The organism is Propionigenium maris DSM 9537, assembly GCF_027925155.1.
Taxonomy (GTDB): Bacteria; Fusobacteriota; Fusobacteriia; order Fusobacteriales; family Fusobacteriaceae; genus Propionigenium; species Propionigenium maris.
Map to the genome: position 1 here is coordinate 117,510 of NZ_BSDY01000001.1, position 13,631 is coordinate 131,140.

The 13,631-nt window shown below is 42.1% G+C and carries 13 protein-coding genes and 2 riboswitches; of the genes, 10 read left to right on the forward strand and 3 right to left on the reverse strand.

Annotation, left to right across the window (positions count from 1 at the left end; genetic code table 11):
- Positions 1-30: 30 nt before the first annotated feature.
- A complete protein-coding gene (locus QMG11_RS00620; RefSeq protein ID WP_281832367.1) occupies positions 31-318 on the reverse strand; it encodes a hypothetical protein in 288 nt (95 codons plus the stop codon).
- Positions 319-782: 464 nt separating this feature from the next.
- Here QMG11_RS00620 and QMG11_RS00625 point away from each other — a divergent pair, with 464 nt between their 5' ends.
- From QMG11_RS00625 to QMG11_RS00650, 6 genes are all read left to right on the forward strand, one after another.
- Complete coding sequence (locus QMG11_RS00625; protein WP_281832370.1) at positions 783-1,586, forward strand: transketolase; 804 nt, start codon at positions 783-785, stop codon at positions 1,584-1,586.
- A gap of 35 nt (positions 1,587-1,621) precedes the next feature.
- Complete coding sequence (locus QMG11_RS00630) at positions 1,622-2,551, forward strand: transketolase family protein (RefSeq protein ID WP_281832373.1); 930 nt, start codon at positions 1,622-1,624, stop codon at positions 2,549-2,551.
- Between the two features lie 173 nt (positions 2,552-2,724).
- Positions 2,725-4,707, forward strand: coding sequence for a 3-dehydroquinate synthase (gene aroB, locus QMG11_RS00635; RefSeq protein WP_281832376.1), 1,983 nt, complete (start codon positions 2,725-2,727; stop codon positions 4,705-4,707).
- A gap of 5 nt (positions 4,708-4,712) precedes the next feature.
- Positions 4,713-4,982: an acylphosphatase gene (locus QMG11_RS00640; RefSeq protein WP_281832380.1), complete on the forward strand. Its 270-nt coding sequence runs from the start codon at positions 4,713-4,715 to the stop codon at positions 4,980-4,982.
- Positions 4,983-5,005: 23 nt separating this feature from the next.
- Positions 5,006-5,968 (forward strand): iron-containing alcohol dehydrogenase, encoded by a 963-nt coding sequence (locus QMG11_RS00645; RefSeq protein WP_281832386.1) that lies wholly within the window; start codon positions 5,006-5,008, stop codon positions 5,966-5,968.
- An 11-nt stretch (positions 5,969-5,979) separates the two neighbouring features.
- The gene (locus QMG11_RS00650; protein ID WP_281832390.1) at positions 5,980-6,249 is read left to right on the forward strand and encodes a hypothetical protein; all 270 of its coding nucleotides are present in this window, start codon (positions 5,980-5,982) and stop codon (positions 6,247-6,249) included.
- Between the two features lie 29 nt (positions 6,250-6,278).
- Here the strand turns inward: QMG11_RS00650 and QMG11_RS00655 are convergent, their stop codons facing one another.
- Together QMG11_RS00655 and QMG11_RS00660 are read right to left on the reverse strand one after the other, a co-directional pair.
- Positions 6,279-6,878 carry a TetR/AcrR family transcriptional regulator gene (locus QMG11_RS00655; protein ID WP_281832393.1) on the reverse strand — a complete coding sequence of 200 codons (600 nt, stop codon included), beginning with the start codon at positions 6,876-6,878 and terminating at the stop codon, positions 6,279-6,281.
- Positions 6,879-7,280: 402 nt separating this feature from the next.
- Positions 7,281-9,071 (reverse strand): bifunctional glycosyltransferase family 4 protein/polysaccharide deacetylase, encoded by a 1,791-nt coding sequence (locus tag QMG11_RS00660; RefSeq protein ID WP_281832396.1) that lies wholly within the window; start codon positions 9,069-9,071, stop codon positions 7,281-7,283.
- A gap of 260 nt (positions 9,072-9,331) precedes the next feature.
- Positions 9,332-9,431, forward strand: a riboswitch (SAM riboswitch).
- A 73-nt stretch (positions 9,432-9,504) separates the two neighbouring features.
- A riboswitch (SAM riboswitch) is annotated at positions 9,505-9,591 on the forward strand.
- Between the two features lie 72 nt (positions 9,592-9,663).
- Between QMG11_RS00660 and QMG11_RS00665 the strand changes: the two genes are divergently transcribed.
- The 4 genes from QMG11_RS00665 to QMG11_RS00680 are packed head-to-tail and all read left to right on the forward strand — an operon-like array spanning position 9,664 to position 13,512.
- Complete coding sequence (locus QMG11_RS00665; protein ID WP_281832398.1) at positions 9,664-10,671, forward strand: methionine ABC transporter ATP-binding protein; 1,008 nt, start codon at positions 9,664-9,666, stop codon at positions 10,669-10,671.
- Complete coding sequence (locus QMG11_RS00670) at positions 10,664-11,320, forward strand: methionine ABC transporter permease (protein ID WP_281832399.1); 657 nt, start codon at positions 10,664-10,666, stop codon at positions 11,318-11,320. The genes QMG11_RS00665 and QMG11_RS00670 overlap by 8 nt, the downstream gene beginning before the upstream one ends.
- 16 nt (positions 11,321-11,336) lie before the next feature.
- A complete protein-coding gene (locus QMG11_RS00675) occupies positions 11,337-12,149 on the forward strand; it encodes a MetQ/NlpA family ABC transporter substrate-binding protein (protein ID WP_281832401.1) in 813 nt (270 codons plus the stop codon).
- Between the two features lie 49 nt (positions 12,150-12,198).
- The gene (locus QMG11_RS00680; protein ID WP_281832403.1) at positions 12,199-13,512 is read left to right on the forward strand and encodes a Na+/H+ antiporter NhaC family protein; all 1,314 of its coding nucleotides are present in this window, start codon (positions 12,199-12,201) and stop codon (positions 13,510-13,512) included.
- The last annotated feature ends 119 nt before the right edge of the window (positions 13,513-13,631 follow it).

A 13,631-nucleotide genomic window follows, 5' to 3' on the forward strand; every position in this document is an offset into this window, starting at 1 on the left:
GTTATTTCATGGCATCTATATAGCCATTACTCAACAGATCTTCCTATTGAGGTAGTAGTTTACCCCAATGGCACTCTTTACATCCAGTACAGGGGAGTTTTCCTTGAAAAGGTACTCCTCTAGCAGGATATATTTTACACCCTCCTCCTCAAAGGTATATTTGAACTCCAGGTCATCTAAGTGATCCCTCTCCTGTCTTGAAAGAAGAAACTTTTCGTCCAGCTCAAAAAATTTTTTTAGCGTTTCACCCTCCTGTTTTTGAAGCTTACAGGGAAAGGAATTCTTTTTTATTATTATGTCCATAACTTCCCTCTTCATCAATACCTCCCTACACCCTTTAGACTTTTTAACCCCCTTAAAAGTTATTGGTTTAGATCTCTAGAGAGAAGATCTAAAAGTAATGCTATTAAATATCTTCTAGAAAGGGAGCAAAAAACCTTTAAAAAATTAAGAATACTTTTATAGGGTAGAGGATTTAAACGGAAGAGCTTTTATGGGATAGTTGCCCCAAGAGGGGCTGGTAGAAGAGAAGAAGTTAATGATCAGATAATCCATTTTTAATGTTGGAAAAGTAAGATTTTACTGTTGGTATATAAATCTCTAACTCCTTGTAAAACAGGACTTAGTAGTATTTTCTAACCCCCCTCTGATATAGGAAAAGAGCTGTGAAAACAGCTCTTTTTGTTTTAACAGGTTTTATTTTGGAGGAGGAATGAAAATAGAGGGAGTTTTAAAAAAGGAAGTGCCTCCAAGCTTCTAATAAGTATAGTGGAGGTGTATTTATGGACATATTGAAGATGGAAGAGAGAGCAAAGAAGCTGAGAAGTGAGATATTAAAAACTATATATAATGCCAAATCGGGGCATCCAGGGGGATCCCTTTCCTGTCTGGAGCTCCTTATGACCCTCTACCTTCATGAGCTGAAGATAGATGCAAAAAATCCCCAGTGGGAGGAGAGGGACAGGTTTATTATGTCTAAGGGACATGCTACTCCAGGTCTCTATACCGTCCTTGCAGAGGCAGGGTTCTTTCCTAAGGATGAGTTAGAGGGATTCAGAGGCTATGGAAGGCTTCTTCAGGGACATGCCTACAGAGATGTACCAGGGGTGGAGTTATCCACAGGTTCCCTGGGGATGGGGCTCTCTGTGGGGATAGGAATGGCCCTTGCAGGAAGGCTGAAGAGGGCAGACTACAATGTCTATGTTATGCTGGGAGACGGGGAGATACAGGAGGGCAATATATGGGAGGCGGCTATGAGCGGCGGCCATCATAAGCTTCCAAATCTCTGTGCAATTGTGGACTACAACAAGGTACAGGAAAATGGTTTTGTAAATGACATTAAAAATATGGAACCCCTAGATGAAAGGTGGAGATCCTTTAGGTGGAATGTAGTGGTAATAGACGGGCACAACTTCAAGGAGATTTTGGGGGCTCTTGAAGAGTTTAAGAAAGAAAAGGATAAGCCTACAGTAATAATTGCTAACACCATAAAGGGAAAGGGTGTGGAGTTTATGGAGTATGATCATAAATGGCATGGAAAAGCCCCTAACCTGGAGCAGCTGGAGGATGCAGTAGCGAACCTTTAAGCTTTACATACAAAAAAAAGAAGGAGTTGATCATATTGGAAAAAGCCACAAGAGATGCCTTTGGTGAGGTGCTGGTAGCACTGGGGGGAGAGGATGAGAGGATAGTTGCCCTGTCAGCAGACCTCCAGGACTCAACTAAGGCTATACACTTTGAAAAAAAATATCCAGAAAGATTTGTAAATGTAGGAATAGCAGAGCAGGATCTTGTAGGAATAGCAGCAGGTTATGCGCTGGAGGGGTTCATCCCTTTTATCTCATCTTTTGCAGCTTTTCTAACTACAAGACCCTTTGATATGCTGAGGATCCTTGCCTGCTACAACGACCTAAATATAAAGATCGTGGCCACCCACTCGGGGCTTACAGTGGGAGAGGACGGAGGAAGTGCTCAGATGCTAGAGGATATAGCCCTTATGAGAGCTTTGCCCAATATGCAGGTATACTGTCCAGCTGACGCCATAGAAACAGAGAAGATAGTAAGGGTAGCAGCTAGGGAGAAGGGACCAATCTATATAAGGCTTGCCAGAGCCAAGTATCCTGTAATCACCGATCCAAATGAACCCTTTATCCCAGGAAGGGGGACGGTTATGAGAAGGGGAAGAGATCTCACTATCGTAGCAGCGGGATATATGGTATCTAAGGCTCTTGAGGTTGCAGAGACCCTATCCAAGGAGGGGATAGAGTCAAAGGTTATAAATATGTCCAGTATAAAGCCCATAGACAAGCACATGCTGAAAAAGTGTGCAGCAAAGACTGGAAGAATTGTTACCCTGGAGGAGCACCAGGAGAGCGGAGGCTTGGGAAGTGCCGTATGTGAGGCTCTGGCTGAAACAGGGGTACCGATAAAGATAATAGGGGTGGAGGACCGTTTTGGACAGTCTGGTAAGCCTGAGGAGCTGTTCAAGGAGTATGGTCTTGACAATGAGAGCATACTGGAAAAGATAAGGGAGTTTATAGGAAGAGCGTAGACTTATGAAGAGGCTTTAAGCCTCTTCTTTTAATGGAAGGCAGAAATTATCTTTAATCTGCAAAGGGTTAGAGATAGAGGCAGTGAGGAGATACTCCTATAAAATATTTTGTAGGGTTTTTTAATGATAGAAATTAATGTATAATTAGAAAAAATTCATTATAGGGGTGAAGCATGGAAAGAATACTGGTAGATTTAAAGGATAAGTCCTATGATATTTTAATAGGTGGAGATACTCTGGGGAGGATAACCGACTATATTGAGGGGTATCAGAAGATAATGGTTCTCTCAAATACCACGGTGGGTGCTCTCTACTCGGAAAAGCTTCTGGATATACTGGAGATGGCAGGAAAGGAAGTATTCTACTTTGAGGTAAATGATGGTGAGGAGCACAAAAATATAGAGAGTGCCTTTGGAATATACGACTATATGCTGGAAAATGACTTTGACAGAAAGTCCCTGATAATAACCCTGGGAGGGGGAGTAATCTGTGACCTTGGAGGATATATAGCCTCAACATATATGAGGGGAATAGACTTTATTCAGGTGCCTACATCCCTCCTGGCTCAGGTGGATGCCAGCGTAGGAGGAAAGGTGGCTGTGAACCACAGTAAGGCTAAAAACCTTATTGGAACCTTCCATCAGCCTAAGCTGGTTCTTGTGGACACGGAGTTTTTACACACCCTGCCGGAAAAGGAAATCAAGGCGGGGATGGGAGAGGTAATAAAGCACTCCTTCCTAAGGGATAACGGCTACTATGAGTATTTGAAGGCCAATGTAGAGGGAGTAAGAGCCCTTGAGAGCCAGGTAATGACTGAGGTGATAAAGAGGTCCTGTCTTGTAAAGAAGGAACTGGTGGAAGCAGATGAAAGGGAGGTGGGGCAGAGAGCCCTTCTAAACCTAGGACACACCTGGGGGCACGCCCTTGAAACAGCCACAAACTACAGGGGATATTCCCATGGTGAGGGAGTAGCCAAGGGGATAATTTTTGAGATGATGATATCTGAGAAGCTGGGATATATAGACAGGGAGTACCTTGAGATGGGAAGAGAGATCTTTAGAAGGTATGATATGGACTGTAAGCCTCTGAAGATGGAGGAGAATAGGCTCATAGAGCTCATGAGAAAGGATAAGAAGAATGTGGGAGGAAGGATAAGGTTTGTTCTTCCCAAGGGACTGGGAGAAAATGTCATAGAGGATGTTCCAGAGTCCCTCATAAAGGAGATAAACGCAGCTATAGAGGAGAGGTATATTAGGGGAGTAATCGACCTTGGGACAAACTCCTGCAGGCTCTTTACAGCTGAGGTTGAGAGAAAGGGAGAAGTCAGAACTATTATCAGAAAGTATGAGAAGTACCTGGAGATATGCAGACTGGGGGAGGATGTTGATAAAAATGGCTACCTTCTTCCAGAGGCAATAGAAAGAACGGTCAAGGTGCTGAAGGAGTACAGGAAAAAGTTAAGTGGCTACGGAGCAACTGAGGTTTTAGTCTATGCTACCTCTGCTACAAGGGATTCAGCCAACAGGGATGAGTTTATAGACCTTGTAAAAAGGGAAACAGGACTCATCATAGAGTGTATCAGCGGAGACAGGGAAGCCAAGCTGAGCTTCAGCGGAGCCATAGAGGGAATAGAGGATAAAGTGGTTCTTATAGACATAGGTGGAGGAAGCACAGAGATAGTAAAGGGAGACAGAGATAGCATAGACTTTATGAAGAGCTTCGATGTGGGAGCTGTAAGGGTAACGGAGAAGTTCTTCCATGGTGACAGGTATACCCAGGATGGACTAGATGCAGCAAACCTCTGGATAGAGGAGGTAATAGGGGAGATAAGGCACTTCTCAGATGAGGAGTTTGTCTTTACAGGGGTAGCGGGAACTGTGACAACCCATGTAAGTGTTGCTGAAAAGATGAGAAGATATGACAGTGAAAGGGTGCACCACTACCTTCTTACAAGGGAGCAGATCCTTGAAAACCTGAAACTATTTCTCTCTGTGAATTTAGAGGAGAGGAAAAAAATAAAAGGATTACACGAAAAAAGAGCTAATGTAATAATAGGAGGAAGTCTGGTACTTCTGACTATTATGAAGGTATTGAAGAGGGATAAAATTCTTGTTTCCGAGGACGATATCTTAGAGGGAATGATGGAGGAAGAGTAGAGAGGATGCATACACATAACTGGATAGTCACAGGAAGAGTTCAGGGAGTAGGGTTCAGATATTTTACATACAGCATTGCCAATAAGTATGGGCTCAGAGGCTGGGTCCGGAACCTCTCCGACGGAAGTGTAGAAGTGATGATCCAGGGAGAGGAAGGAAGGATCGAAAACCTGAGAAAATATCTTTTAAGGGGTAACATGTTTATAAAGGTAGGGAAGATACAGGAGAAGACCTTGGAGGTAGAGGAATTTTCCAGCTTTGAGATAAGATATTAGACTACAGAAAAGAGGTGGCTGGTATGGTTGATAAGAAGGATTTACCTATAAGTTTAATTGGTTCAGGAGCTCTGGGAGAAGGGGTGAAGGAACTAAAAAAGCATGGATTTAAGAAGGTATTAATTGTAATATCGGAAACCCTTTCTAAAAGAAAGAGTATAGGGATACTGAAGTCGGAACTGGAAAAGCAGGGGATAGATTATTTCATCTTTTCAAGGTCCAATATAAAAGCGGACCTGAGTATAATAGAGAAGGGTATAGATGCAGTTTTGGAAAATGACTGTGATCTCATTCTGTCATTTGGCGGGAGGGACACTACAATGTGTGCTAGGGGAATAGCCATGTCCCTTAAGTGTTATCAGGAGGAGAACCAGGTAAGGTGTTATACAAATGGTGAGGTTCCCTTTGCCAGTGTAGTTATAAACTCCTGGATCAATGATGACAATGGCGTATACAACTACGGAGATCACAAGATTAAGCTCAGCAGAAGTATAAACCCTTTCATGGTAATAATAGACTCTGAGCTTATAAGAGACCTTCCTAGAAATGCCATGGCAGCAGTGGGGATAGATTCCCTTACCCATTCAGTGGAAGCAGTGGTATCTGTGGGAGCCAACAATGTAAGTGATGCCTGTGCATTTCATGCTATAAAGCTTCTATCGGATCATCTGGAGAAGTTTATAAAGGGGGAAAATTCCTTTGAGATAAGGGAGCAGATAACCTATGCAAACTACCTGGCTAATATGGCCTTTTCCAATATCAGGGTCAATGAAAAATCCAGGATGAGGAAGGATGGGTTCTCATCTCCAGCTTTTGATATAGAAAATATAGATGTAAAGATGATAAAGGTTGCTGAGACTATGGGGATCTCCATAGAGGGGGATGAGGTTAAGCTGGGAATAGCAGATGAGATAAAGAGGATCTCACAGCTTATTAAGGTGACCCCGGATATGAGGAAAAATGAGAAGGTCATCTATAACATCTAGGGGGTGAGCCTATGAATGAGAGGATAAAGAGGGTAGTTGAGATAGCCAAGAGCTACAATATATCGCCTATGGAAACTAACTCTACAGATGTGGAGAACACCATCAGGATGGAGCACAGGATGGAGATAGAGGAGCTCTATAGAGGAGTGGAAAGAGGAGAGGTAAGAGAAGATATTATATACATAATGGATCTGTTGAAAAAGATAGAGAGAAGCCACGGTGGGGAGAGCAGGGGTAAGGATTTTCTCCTGGATACTCTTCTCTATCTGGAAAAAATATAGCAAAAGAGCTGACCGAAGTCAGCTCTTTTTTACTTTCTATATCCAAGTCTCTTAATGAGTTCTGTGTGGTATCCCACAAATAGTTTCTCAATGTAAGTTTTTATCTTTTTTTCGTCGTTAAAGAGAAGAGTCATTCTTTTGATTGAAGAGAACATAGTTTCAGCAATGAAGAAGTGGATCTCAGGGTCTACGATGACGATTCCTTCCTTTTCTTCCATCACATCTGCCACATCAGCTGAGAAAGCTGCAAGAAGCTCGATGTTCTTCTTCTCAAAGTTTTCAAATTTAGTACCAGCACTACCATTTAAAAGGATAGAAACTTTTTTTCTGTCCAGAGCCAAGTAGTTGTTCAATAGGTTTGCAATATATGCATTTCTGTCATCTTGATGAATGTTTAGGATCATGTTTTTGTGATCCTCTATGAATGACAAAAAGTTGTAGTAGGTAGATCCCACAATCTCCTCAAAAAGTGAAGCTTTATTTGGGAAATAACGATAGATGTTTCCAAGGGTAATATTTGCATTTTTGGCAATGTTTCTCATAGTAGCCTTGTCATACCCATTTACCCAGAATTCATTTAAAGCAGAATTGTAAATGTTATTGTATACCGATTCCTTTTTTACTTGCATTAAAACCACCTCATCTAAATAATACTAAATTAATTTTATCATAAAATTCTCAAAAAAAAACAAGATATTAAATTTTTGTCGTGACTTTAATCAATATTTAAGAAAAAAAATACAACTGAATATTTTACAAGAAGTAAAAAAAACTAATTAATACTTAATTGATTCAGTAAAGAATAGCTTTAAAAGTGAATACTTGTTAAAAGCAACTATTTGTTTATTTAGTGGGCAAAAAAAAATATTTTTGAGAAGTGTTTAAAATTAAATTTTTCTAAGAAATATATTTAATAATAAATTACTGTAACTTTAAAAAATCTCTATTTAAAAATGATTAAAAAAAATTAATAAAGTATTTGTTTATTTTTATAAAATAAACAAAAGCAGGCTAAAAGCCTGCTAATTTTGTTATTTTTTTAACTTTTCCTCTCTTTTAACCTTGATGAAGTTATAGTTTCCCTTTATCTTTCTTTTGAATCCCAAGTTTGTGATGTTTGGGAAGATTCCAATTCTTCTTATCTGGAAGAGATCATCGGAAAAGCATACTGAACCAGAGTCGGTAGCTACTCCAAACTTATAGCCAGCTTCCTCTACAATCTGCTTAACCCTGTCGTTGAGATCCCCGTAAGGATAGGCAAAGGAAAGCATCTTTTCCCCAAGGAGCTCCTCCAGGATCTCAGTGGATTCTATTATCTCCGTTCTGGCCTCCTCTGGCTCTACTCTAGAGAGCTTTACATGGGTTTTAGTGTGTCCACCAAACTCTATACCATACTCCTGCATCTCCTTTATCTGTCCCCTGTTCATCATATAGAACTCCCTCTCTGGGTTGTGGATGTTGTCCACATCCCACTTGTTGTATGTAAGGTGGGAAACAAGGTAGATAACAGCTCTAAAGCCATATTTCTTAAGGATAGGGAAGGCGTAGGTGTAGTTGTCCTCATATCCGTCGTCAAAGGTGATCATTATCTGTTTTTTATTTTTATCGAAACGCTGCTTGAACTTGTTTTTTGCATAGTCCCTGAAGGTGATAACTTCATATCCCTTTTCTTTAAGGATCTTCATGTGATCGTCAAACTGGGCTGTGGTAACATAGGTACCGTGAACTCCTCCCTGACTCTCATCGGGGACTACTCTGTGATACATGAGGATCGGTATATCTGCCTTTCTCTTTAAAACGATCTGCTTCTGATAGGCGATCTCCAATTTTCTTACTATATTTTTCAGATCAAACTCCGACTTAACCCTCTGTCTGATCTCATGGAGTTCATCACTGGTCATATCCAGAGCTTCCTCTACATCCTCGGCAACAGCACTCCAGTCAAAGCCATCCTCCAACTTTAATCCAATATCCCCAAAGTTTGAGGCAAGAGCATCGGCGAGCTTATTTCTGTCTACAAGGCCAATGGACTTAGCCTCTCCAATGGCAATAACAGGCCTTCCAGAGAGGATCCCCTCTACAGCTACCCTTCCAGCTCCGATAACAAGATCGGATTCCTCTATCTTAGCTGGAACATCAGCAACATATCCCATGAACTCCACTTTGTCCTGGAACTTCTTAAACTTTTCAGGAATATCCTTCCCCCCGATAATACGTACCCTATACTTATCCAGGTCAAGACAGTTGTTCAGCAGGTTAAATGCCACATCTCCCTTTGGTCCTGAAAGTCTTCCAATGATGGAGATAATCTTCCTCTCATTTTCAGGAAGGGGAGACTCGATATATGTGGTGATGTCGATACCATTTCTAAGGACCTCGATCCTCTCCTCCTCGACTCCAAGATCCTCAACCAGGTGGTTCATTATATTTTCACATACAGCAAAGGAGTAATCTCCGAATCCCTTAAAGATCTTCCTGCTGGCATGTACCGGCTGTCTCCCGTGAACTGTAGTAACCAGTGGGATACCTGTAATCCTGCAGGCGATGGCAGTACTCCATGCAGATGCTCTGGAGTGGGCATGGGCTATCTGAATATCATTCCTTCTGATAAAGTCTACTAAAAATTTTACCTGCTTTACTCTTCCTGGAATATTTCTCTTATTGAACTCCAGCTTGTGGTATTCTCCCAAGGTTTTTTTGGTAAGTGTATCCGATACGATGTATACCTTGTGCCCCTTTTTTACAAACCTGTCTGTAAGTGTAGCAGCATAAACCTCTGCTCCGGTTACCTCAAGCTGTGACAAGGCCATTAATATATTCATTTATTCCTGCAACACTGGGTTGTTTACAGTGCTGCAGTACCTCCCTTCAAAATTTTATGATTTACTACAATTATAACAGTTTTTTTTCCGAAAGGTGTAAAAAAAATAAAAAAAATAAACTTTGTACACTATCGGTATAATAAGGGAGGGTTAAGTGTTTGGAAATAAAACTTTAAAATTTCGGGAAAAAGTATTGACTTTTTCAGGTAAAGAGAATATACTCTCTTTAAGCAGTATGAAGATACTAAAAAAACAACATATTCTTATCCAGAGAAGTGAAGGGACTGGCCCGTTGAAGCTTCAGCAACCTATCTTATTTCCCAGAAATAAGGTGTGGTGCTAATTCCAGACAGATGAGTGGGAAAATTACTATTTGTAAGCAAGCCTTCTCGAGAGAGAAGGTTTTTTTTATAAAAATAGATAGAAACTCATAAAATCATCGAGAGAGGTGGAGGGACTGGCCCTTTGATACCTCAGCAACCTACCCTAGGGTGTGGTGCTAATTCCAGAGAGATGAAGGCAAAGTCTCTCCTGGAATGGAGAGACTTTTTTTATTAAAATGGTAAAGAATTGTAAGGGTGGGAGGTTAGATGTGATACAGCTAAGGAACTTAAACAAGGTATATAAAGGTGCACAGGGGGAGTTTCATGCAGTAAAGGACTTAAACCTTGATATTAGAGAGGACGACTTCTACGGAATAATGGGTCTCAGCGGAGCAGGGAAATCCACTCTCATAAGGATGATCAATAGGCTGGAGGAGCCTACAAGTGGGGAGATAGTAGTAAATGGTGAAAACATCCTTGAGTACAGCGAGGGAAAGCTCAGGGAGTTCAGAAAGAAGACAGGGATGATATTTCAGCACTTTAACCTGCTTCAGTCAAGAACAGTAGAGGGGAATGTGGCCTTTGCTCTGGAGGTTGCAGGGTGGGACAAAAAGAAGATACCAGAAAGAGTGGAGGAGCTTCTGAACCTTGTGGAACTAGGAGATAAAGCAAGATCATATCCCGCTCAGCTGAGCGGAGGACAAAAGCAGAGGGTGGCCATAGCAAGGGCTCTGGCTAATAATCCAAAGATACTTCTCTCAGATGAGGCCACAAGTGCCCTGGATCCTAAGACAACAAAATCCATCCTGGAACTGCTGAAAAACCTCCAGGAAAAGCTGGGATTGACAATAGTACTCATTACCCATCAGATGGAGGTAATCAGAAGTGCATGTAACAGGGCTGCAATAATGGACAGGGGAGAGGTAGTGGAAGTGGGGAAGGTAGAGGAGGTATTTGCCAACCCTAAGACAGATATTGCCAGGGAGTTTGTAAGCCATCTTGCCCCAGATGAAAAGGATGAGGTGGAGCTTGTGAAGGTTCCCGGAAGAAAGATAGTAAAGCTGTCCTATATGGGAAGGAGTGTTGAGAAGCCCCTTATATCCCAGATGATCAGAAGGTTTGATATAGATGCCAGCATTGTAGCGGGAAGTATAGATAAGCTTGTGACTGAGAGTGTGGGGCATCTGATCCTTGAGCTTAGCGGAGAGAAGCAGGATCTGGCTATAGAGTGGATCAGAGATCATGAAGTGGGAGTAGAGGTGATATACAATGGATAAAATTCTGGCACTACTGATACCGGCATTTATGGAGACTCTATACATGGTTTTCTTTGCCACAATATTTTCTGTGGTGATGGGGCTTCCCCTGGGACTGCTGGCTGTGATCACAGGAAGAGGGCATATTATGGAGATGCCCAAGGTAAATAAGGTTTTGGATATGCTCATAAATATATTCAGATCCTTCCCCTTTATCATCCTTATGATACTGGTACTTCCCCTTTCAAGGGTAGTAGTGGGAACAACTATAGGGTCCACAGCGAGTATTGTGCCCCTGTCCATATCAGCAGCCCCCTTTGTAGCAAGGATAGTGGAGGGAGCAATTAAGGAAGTGGACAGGGGACTACTGGAGGCTTCTAAATCTCTGGGGGCTTCTAAGAGGGAGATTATCTTTAAGGTGCTCCTCCCAGAGGCGATGCCCTCCCTTATCCACGGTCTGATTATCACAGTGATCAGCCTGGTTGGGTATTCAGCCATGGCAGGGGCCATTGGTGGCGGAGGTCTTGGGGATCTGGCCATCAGATATGGTTACCAGAGGTTCAGAGTGGATATAATGATAGCTTCTGTAGCGAGTATAATACTTGTGGTACAGGGGATACAGTTTGCAGGTAATAAGTTGGTCTATAATATAAACAGAAAAAGAGGATAATTGAGGAGGAGAGAATATGAAGAGGATTTTTACACTATTAACACTGGCGGTAGTATTTCTTGGGGTAAGAAATGAAGCATCAGCATTCTTTGGGAGAAAGAAAGCCAGTGAGAACACAATAAGAGTAGGGGCAACACCGGTACCTCATGCAGAGATTTTAGAGGTAGTAAAGGAACAGCTTGCAAAAGAGGGATATGATCTGGATATCGTGGAATTTACCGACTATGTAACACCCAATATCTCATTAAATGACGGGGCACTGGATGCCAACTTCTTTCAGCACAAACCATATCTAGAAGCTTTTTCAGCAGACAGAGGTCTTGATCTGGCTGTGGCCGGGAAGGTACATGTGGAGCCTCTAGGGCTTTATTCTGAAAAGATCAAGAATATAGAGGAGCTTCCAGCAGGAGCAACCATTGCTATCCCAAACGATCCGTCCAATGGAGCAAGAGCACTTATTCTATTAGAGAAAGCAGGGCTTATATCTATAAATCCAGAGGCAGGTTTAAAGGCAACGGAGTTTGACATTACAGACAACCCAAAGGGGCTAAAGTTTAAAGCGCTGGAGGCCGCTCAGCTTCCAAGGGTATTAAGGGATGTAGATGCTGCAATCATCAATGGAAACTACGCACTGGAGAGCGACCTTAACCCTGTGGAGGATTCGATCCTTCTTGAGGGTGCAGATTCGCCATACTCCAATATAGTGGCAGTGAAGGCGGGAGATCAAAATAATCCTAAGATAGCTGCATTAATAGAGGCTCTTCAAAGCCAAGAGGTAAAGGAATTCATCCTAGGTAAGTATAGTGGCGGAGTAGTGCCGGCATTTTAATTAAAGAAGTATGCAAGAAAATAATTTAAAGAGTAATGAGGAGAAGGTAATGAAAAACAAGGGAAATTTTGTAGGGCTAGTTCCATTTCTGGTATTTGTAGGAATATATCTGGGGAGTGGTATTCTGTTAAATGCCAGGGGAGTGGAGATGGCTTTCTATCAGCTGCCGGCACCAGTAGCGGCACTAATAGGGATAATATGTGCATTTCTCCTATTCAAGGGGAGTATAGAGGAGAAGTTTAAAACATTTGTCGAGGGATGCGGACATGCTGATATTATAGTAATGTGTATAATCTATCTCCTGGCAGGAGCCTTTGGAGGAGTTTCCTCAGCAATGGGAGGAGTGGATTCAGTTGTTAATGCAGGGCTAACCTTCATACCGCCACAGTTTATCCCAGCAGGACTATTTTTAATAGGGGCATTTATAGCTACAGCCACTGGAACATCTGTAGGTTCCATAGTAGCTTTAGGACCTGTAGCTGTAGGACTGGCTGAAAAGGGAGGGCTGTCCCTTCCTATCACCCTTGCTGCAGTAATGGGGGGAGCTATGTTTGGAGATAATCTCTCTATAATATCCGACACAACAATTGCTGCTACAAGAACCCAGGGTGTAGAGATGAAGGACAAGTTTAAGGCTAATATCAAGCTGGCTGCACCAGCTGCCATTATTACATTGGGATTACTTCTTGTAATGGGAAGACCTGAGACTATAGCTGAAGTTGAGAGCTATAGCTACAGCCTTGTAAAGGTTCTACCATACCTCATGGTACTGATCCTTGCAGTGGCAGGAATGAATGTGTTTGCTGTTCTTACTGGTGGAATAGTTCTTTCTGGTGTAATAGGGATAGCTTATGGTGACTTTACACTACTGGGACTTGGAACCGAAGTATACAACGGTTTCAGCAAGATGCAGGAGATCTTCCTTCTCTCTCTTCTTACTGGAGGTCTTGCTCACATGGTGACAAAGGCCGGAGGAATCCAGTGGCTTCTAGATATGGTGGAGAAGAGGGTAACTGGAAGGAGAAGTGCCCAGCTGGGAGTAGCCTCTCTGGTATCCCTTACAGATGCAGCAGTTGCCAACAATACAGTTGCCATTATAATAAACGGCTCTCTGGCTAAAACCCTAGGTGAGAAGTATGGGGTAGATGGGAAAAGAAATGCAGCCCTTCTGGATATATTCTCATGTATCGTTCAGGGAATAATTCCATATGGAGCACAGATGCTTATCCTTCTGAGCTTTACCAATGGAGCAGTGACACCATTTCAGGTGATACCTCTACTTTGGTATCAGCAGCTTCTAGCGGTGTTTGCTCTGGTATCCATTGCAAGGGACAGAGAGGTAAAGGAAGCAGTAACAGCATAATATTAAGACCCTTCAGGGGTCTTTTTTTATTGGTAAATATTAATAAAAGTGGGAAGAGGATGATATGCCGGATGCCTGTTACGACGATATATCAACAGAAAGGGAAGAAAAAGCTTTAA

Bases quoted from the DNA above. Each gene is read 5' to 3' on its own strand.
- QMG11_RS00640 (WP_281832380.1), top strand. From the start codon at position 4,713: ATGCATACACATAACTGGATAGTCACAGGAAGAGTTCAGGGAGTAGGG.
- QMG11_RS00655 (WP_281832393.1), bottom strand. From the start codon at position 6,878: ATGCAAGTAAAAAAGGAATCGGTATACAATAACATTTACAATTCTGCT.
- QMG11_RS00660 (WP_281832396.1), bottom strand. From the start codon at position 9,071: ATGAATATATTAATGGCCTTGTCACAGCTTGAGGTAACCGGAGCAGAG.
- QMG11_RS00620 (WP_281832367.1), bottom strand. From the start codon at position 318: ATGAAGAGGGAAGTTATGGACATAATAATAAAAAAGAATTCCTTTCCC.
- QMG11_RS00670 (WP_281832399.1), top strand. From the start codon at position 10,664: ATGGATAAAATTCTGGCACTACTGATACCGGCATTTATGGAGACTCTA.
- QMG11_RS00675 (WP_281832401.1), top strand. From the start codon at position 11,337: ATGAAGAGGATTTTTACACTATTAACACTGGCGGTAGTATTTCTTGGG.
- QMG11_RS00680 (WP_281832403.1), top strand. From the start codon at position 12,199: ATGAAAAACAAGGGAAATTTTGTAGGGCTAGTTCCATTTCTGGTATTT.
- QMG11_RS00625 (WP_281832370.1), top strand. From the start codon at position 783: ATGGACATATTGAAGATGGAAGAGAGAGCAAAGAAGCTGAGAAGTGAG.
- QMG11_RS00645 (WP_281832386.1), top strand. From the start codon at position 5,006: ATGGTTGATAAGAAGGATTTACCTATAAGTTTAATTGGTTCAGGAGCT.
- QMG11_RS00650 (WP_281832390.1), top strand. From the start codon at position 5,980: ATGAATGAGAGGATAAAGAGGGTAGTTGAGATAGCCAAGAGCTACAAT.
- aroB (WP_281832376.1), top strand. From the start codon at position 2,725: ATGGAAAGAATACTGGTAGATTTAAAGGATAAGTCCTATGATATTTTA.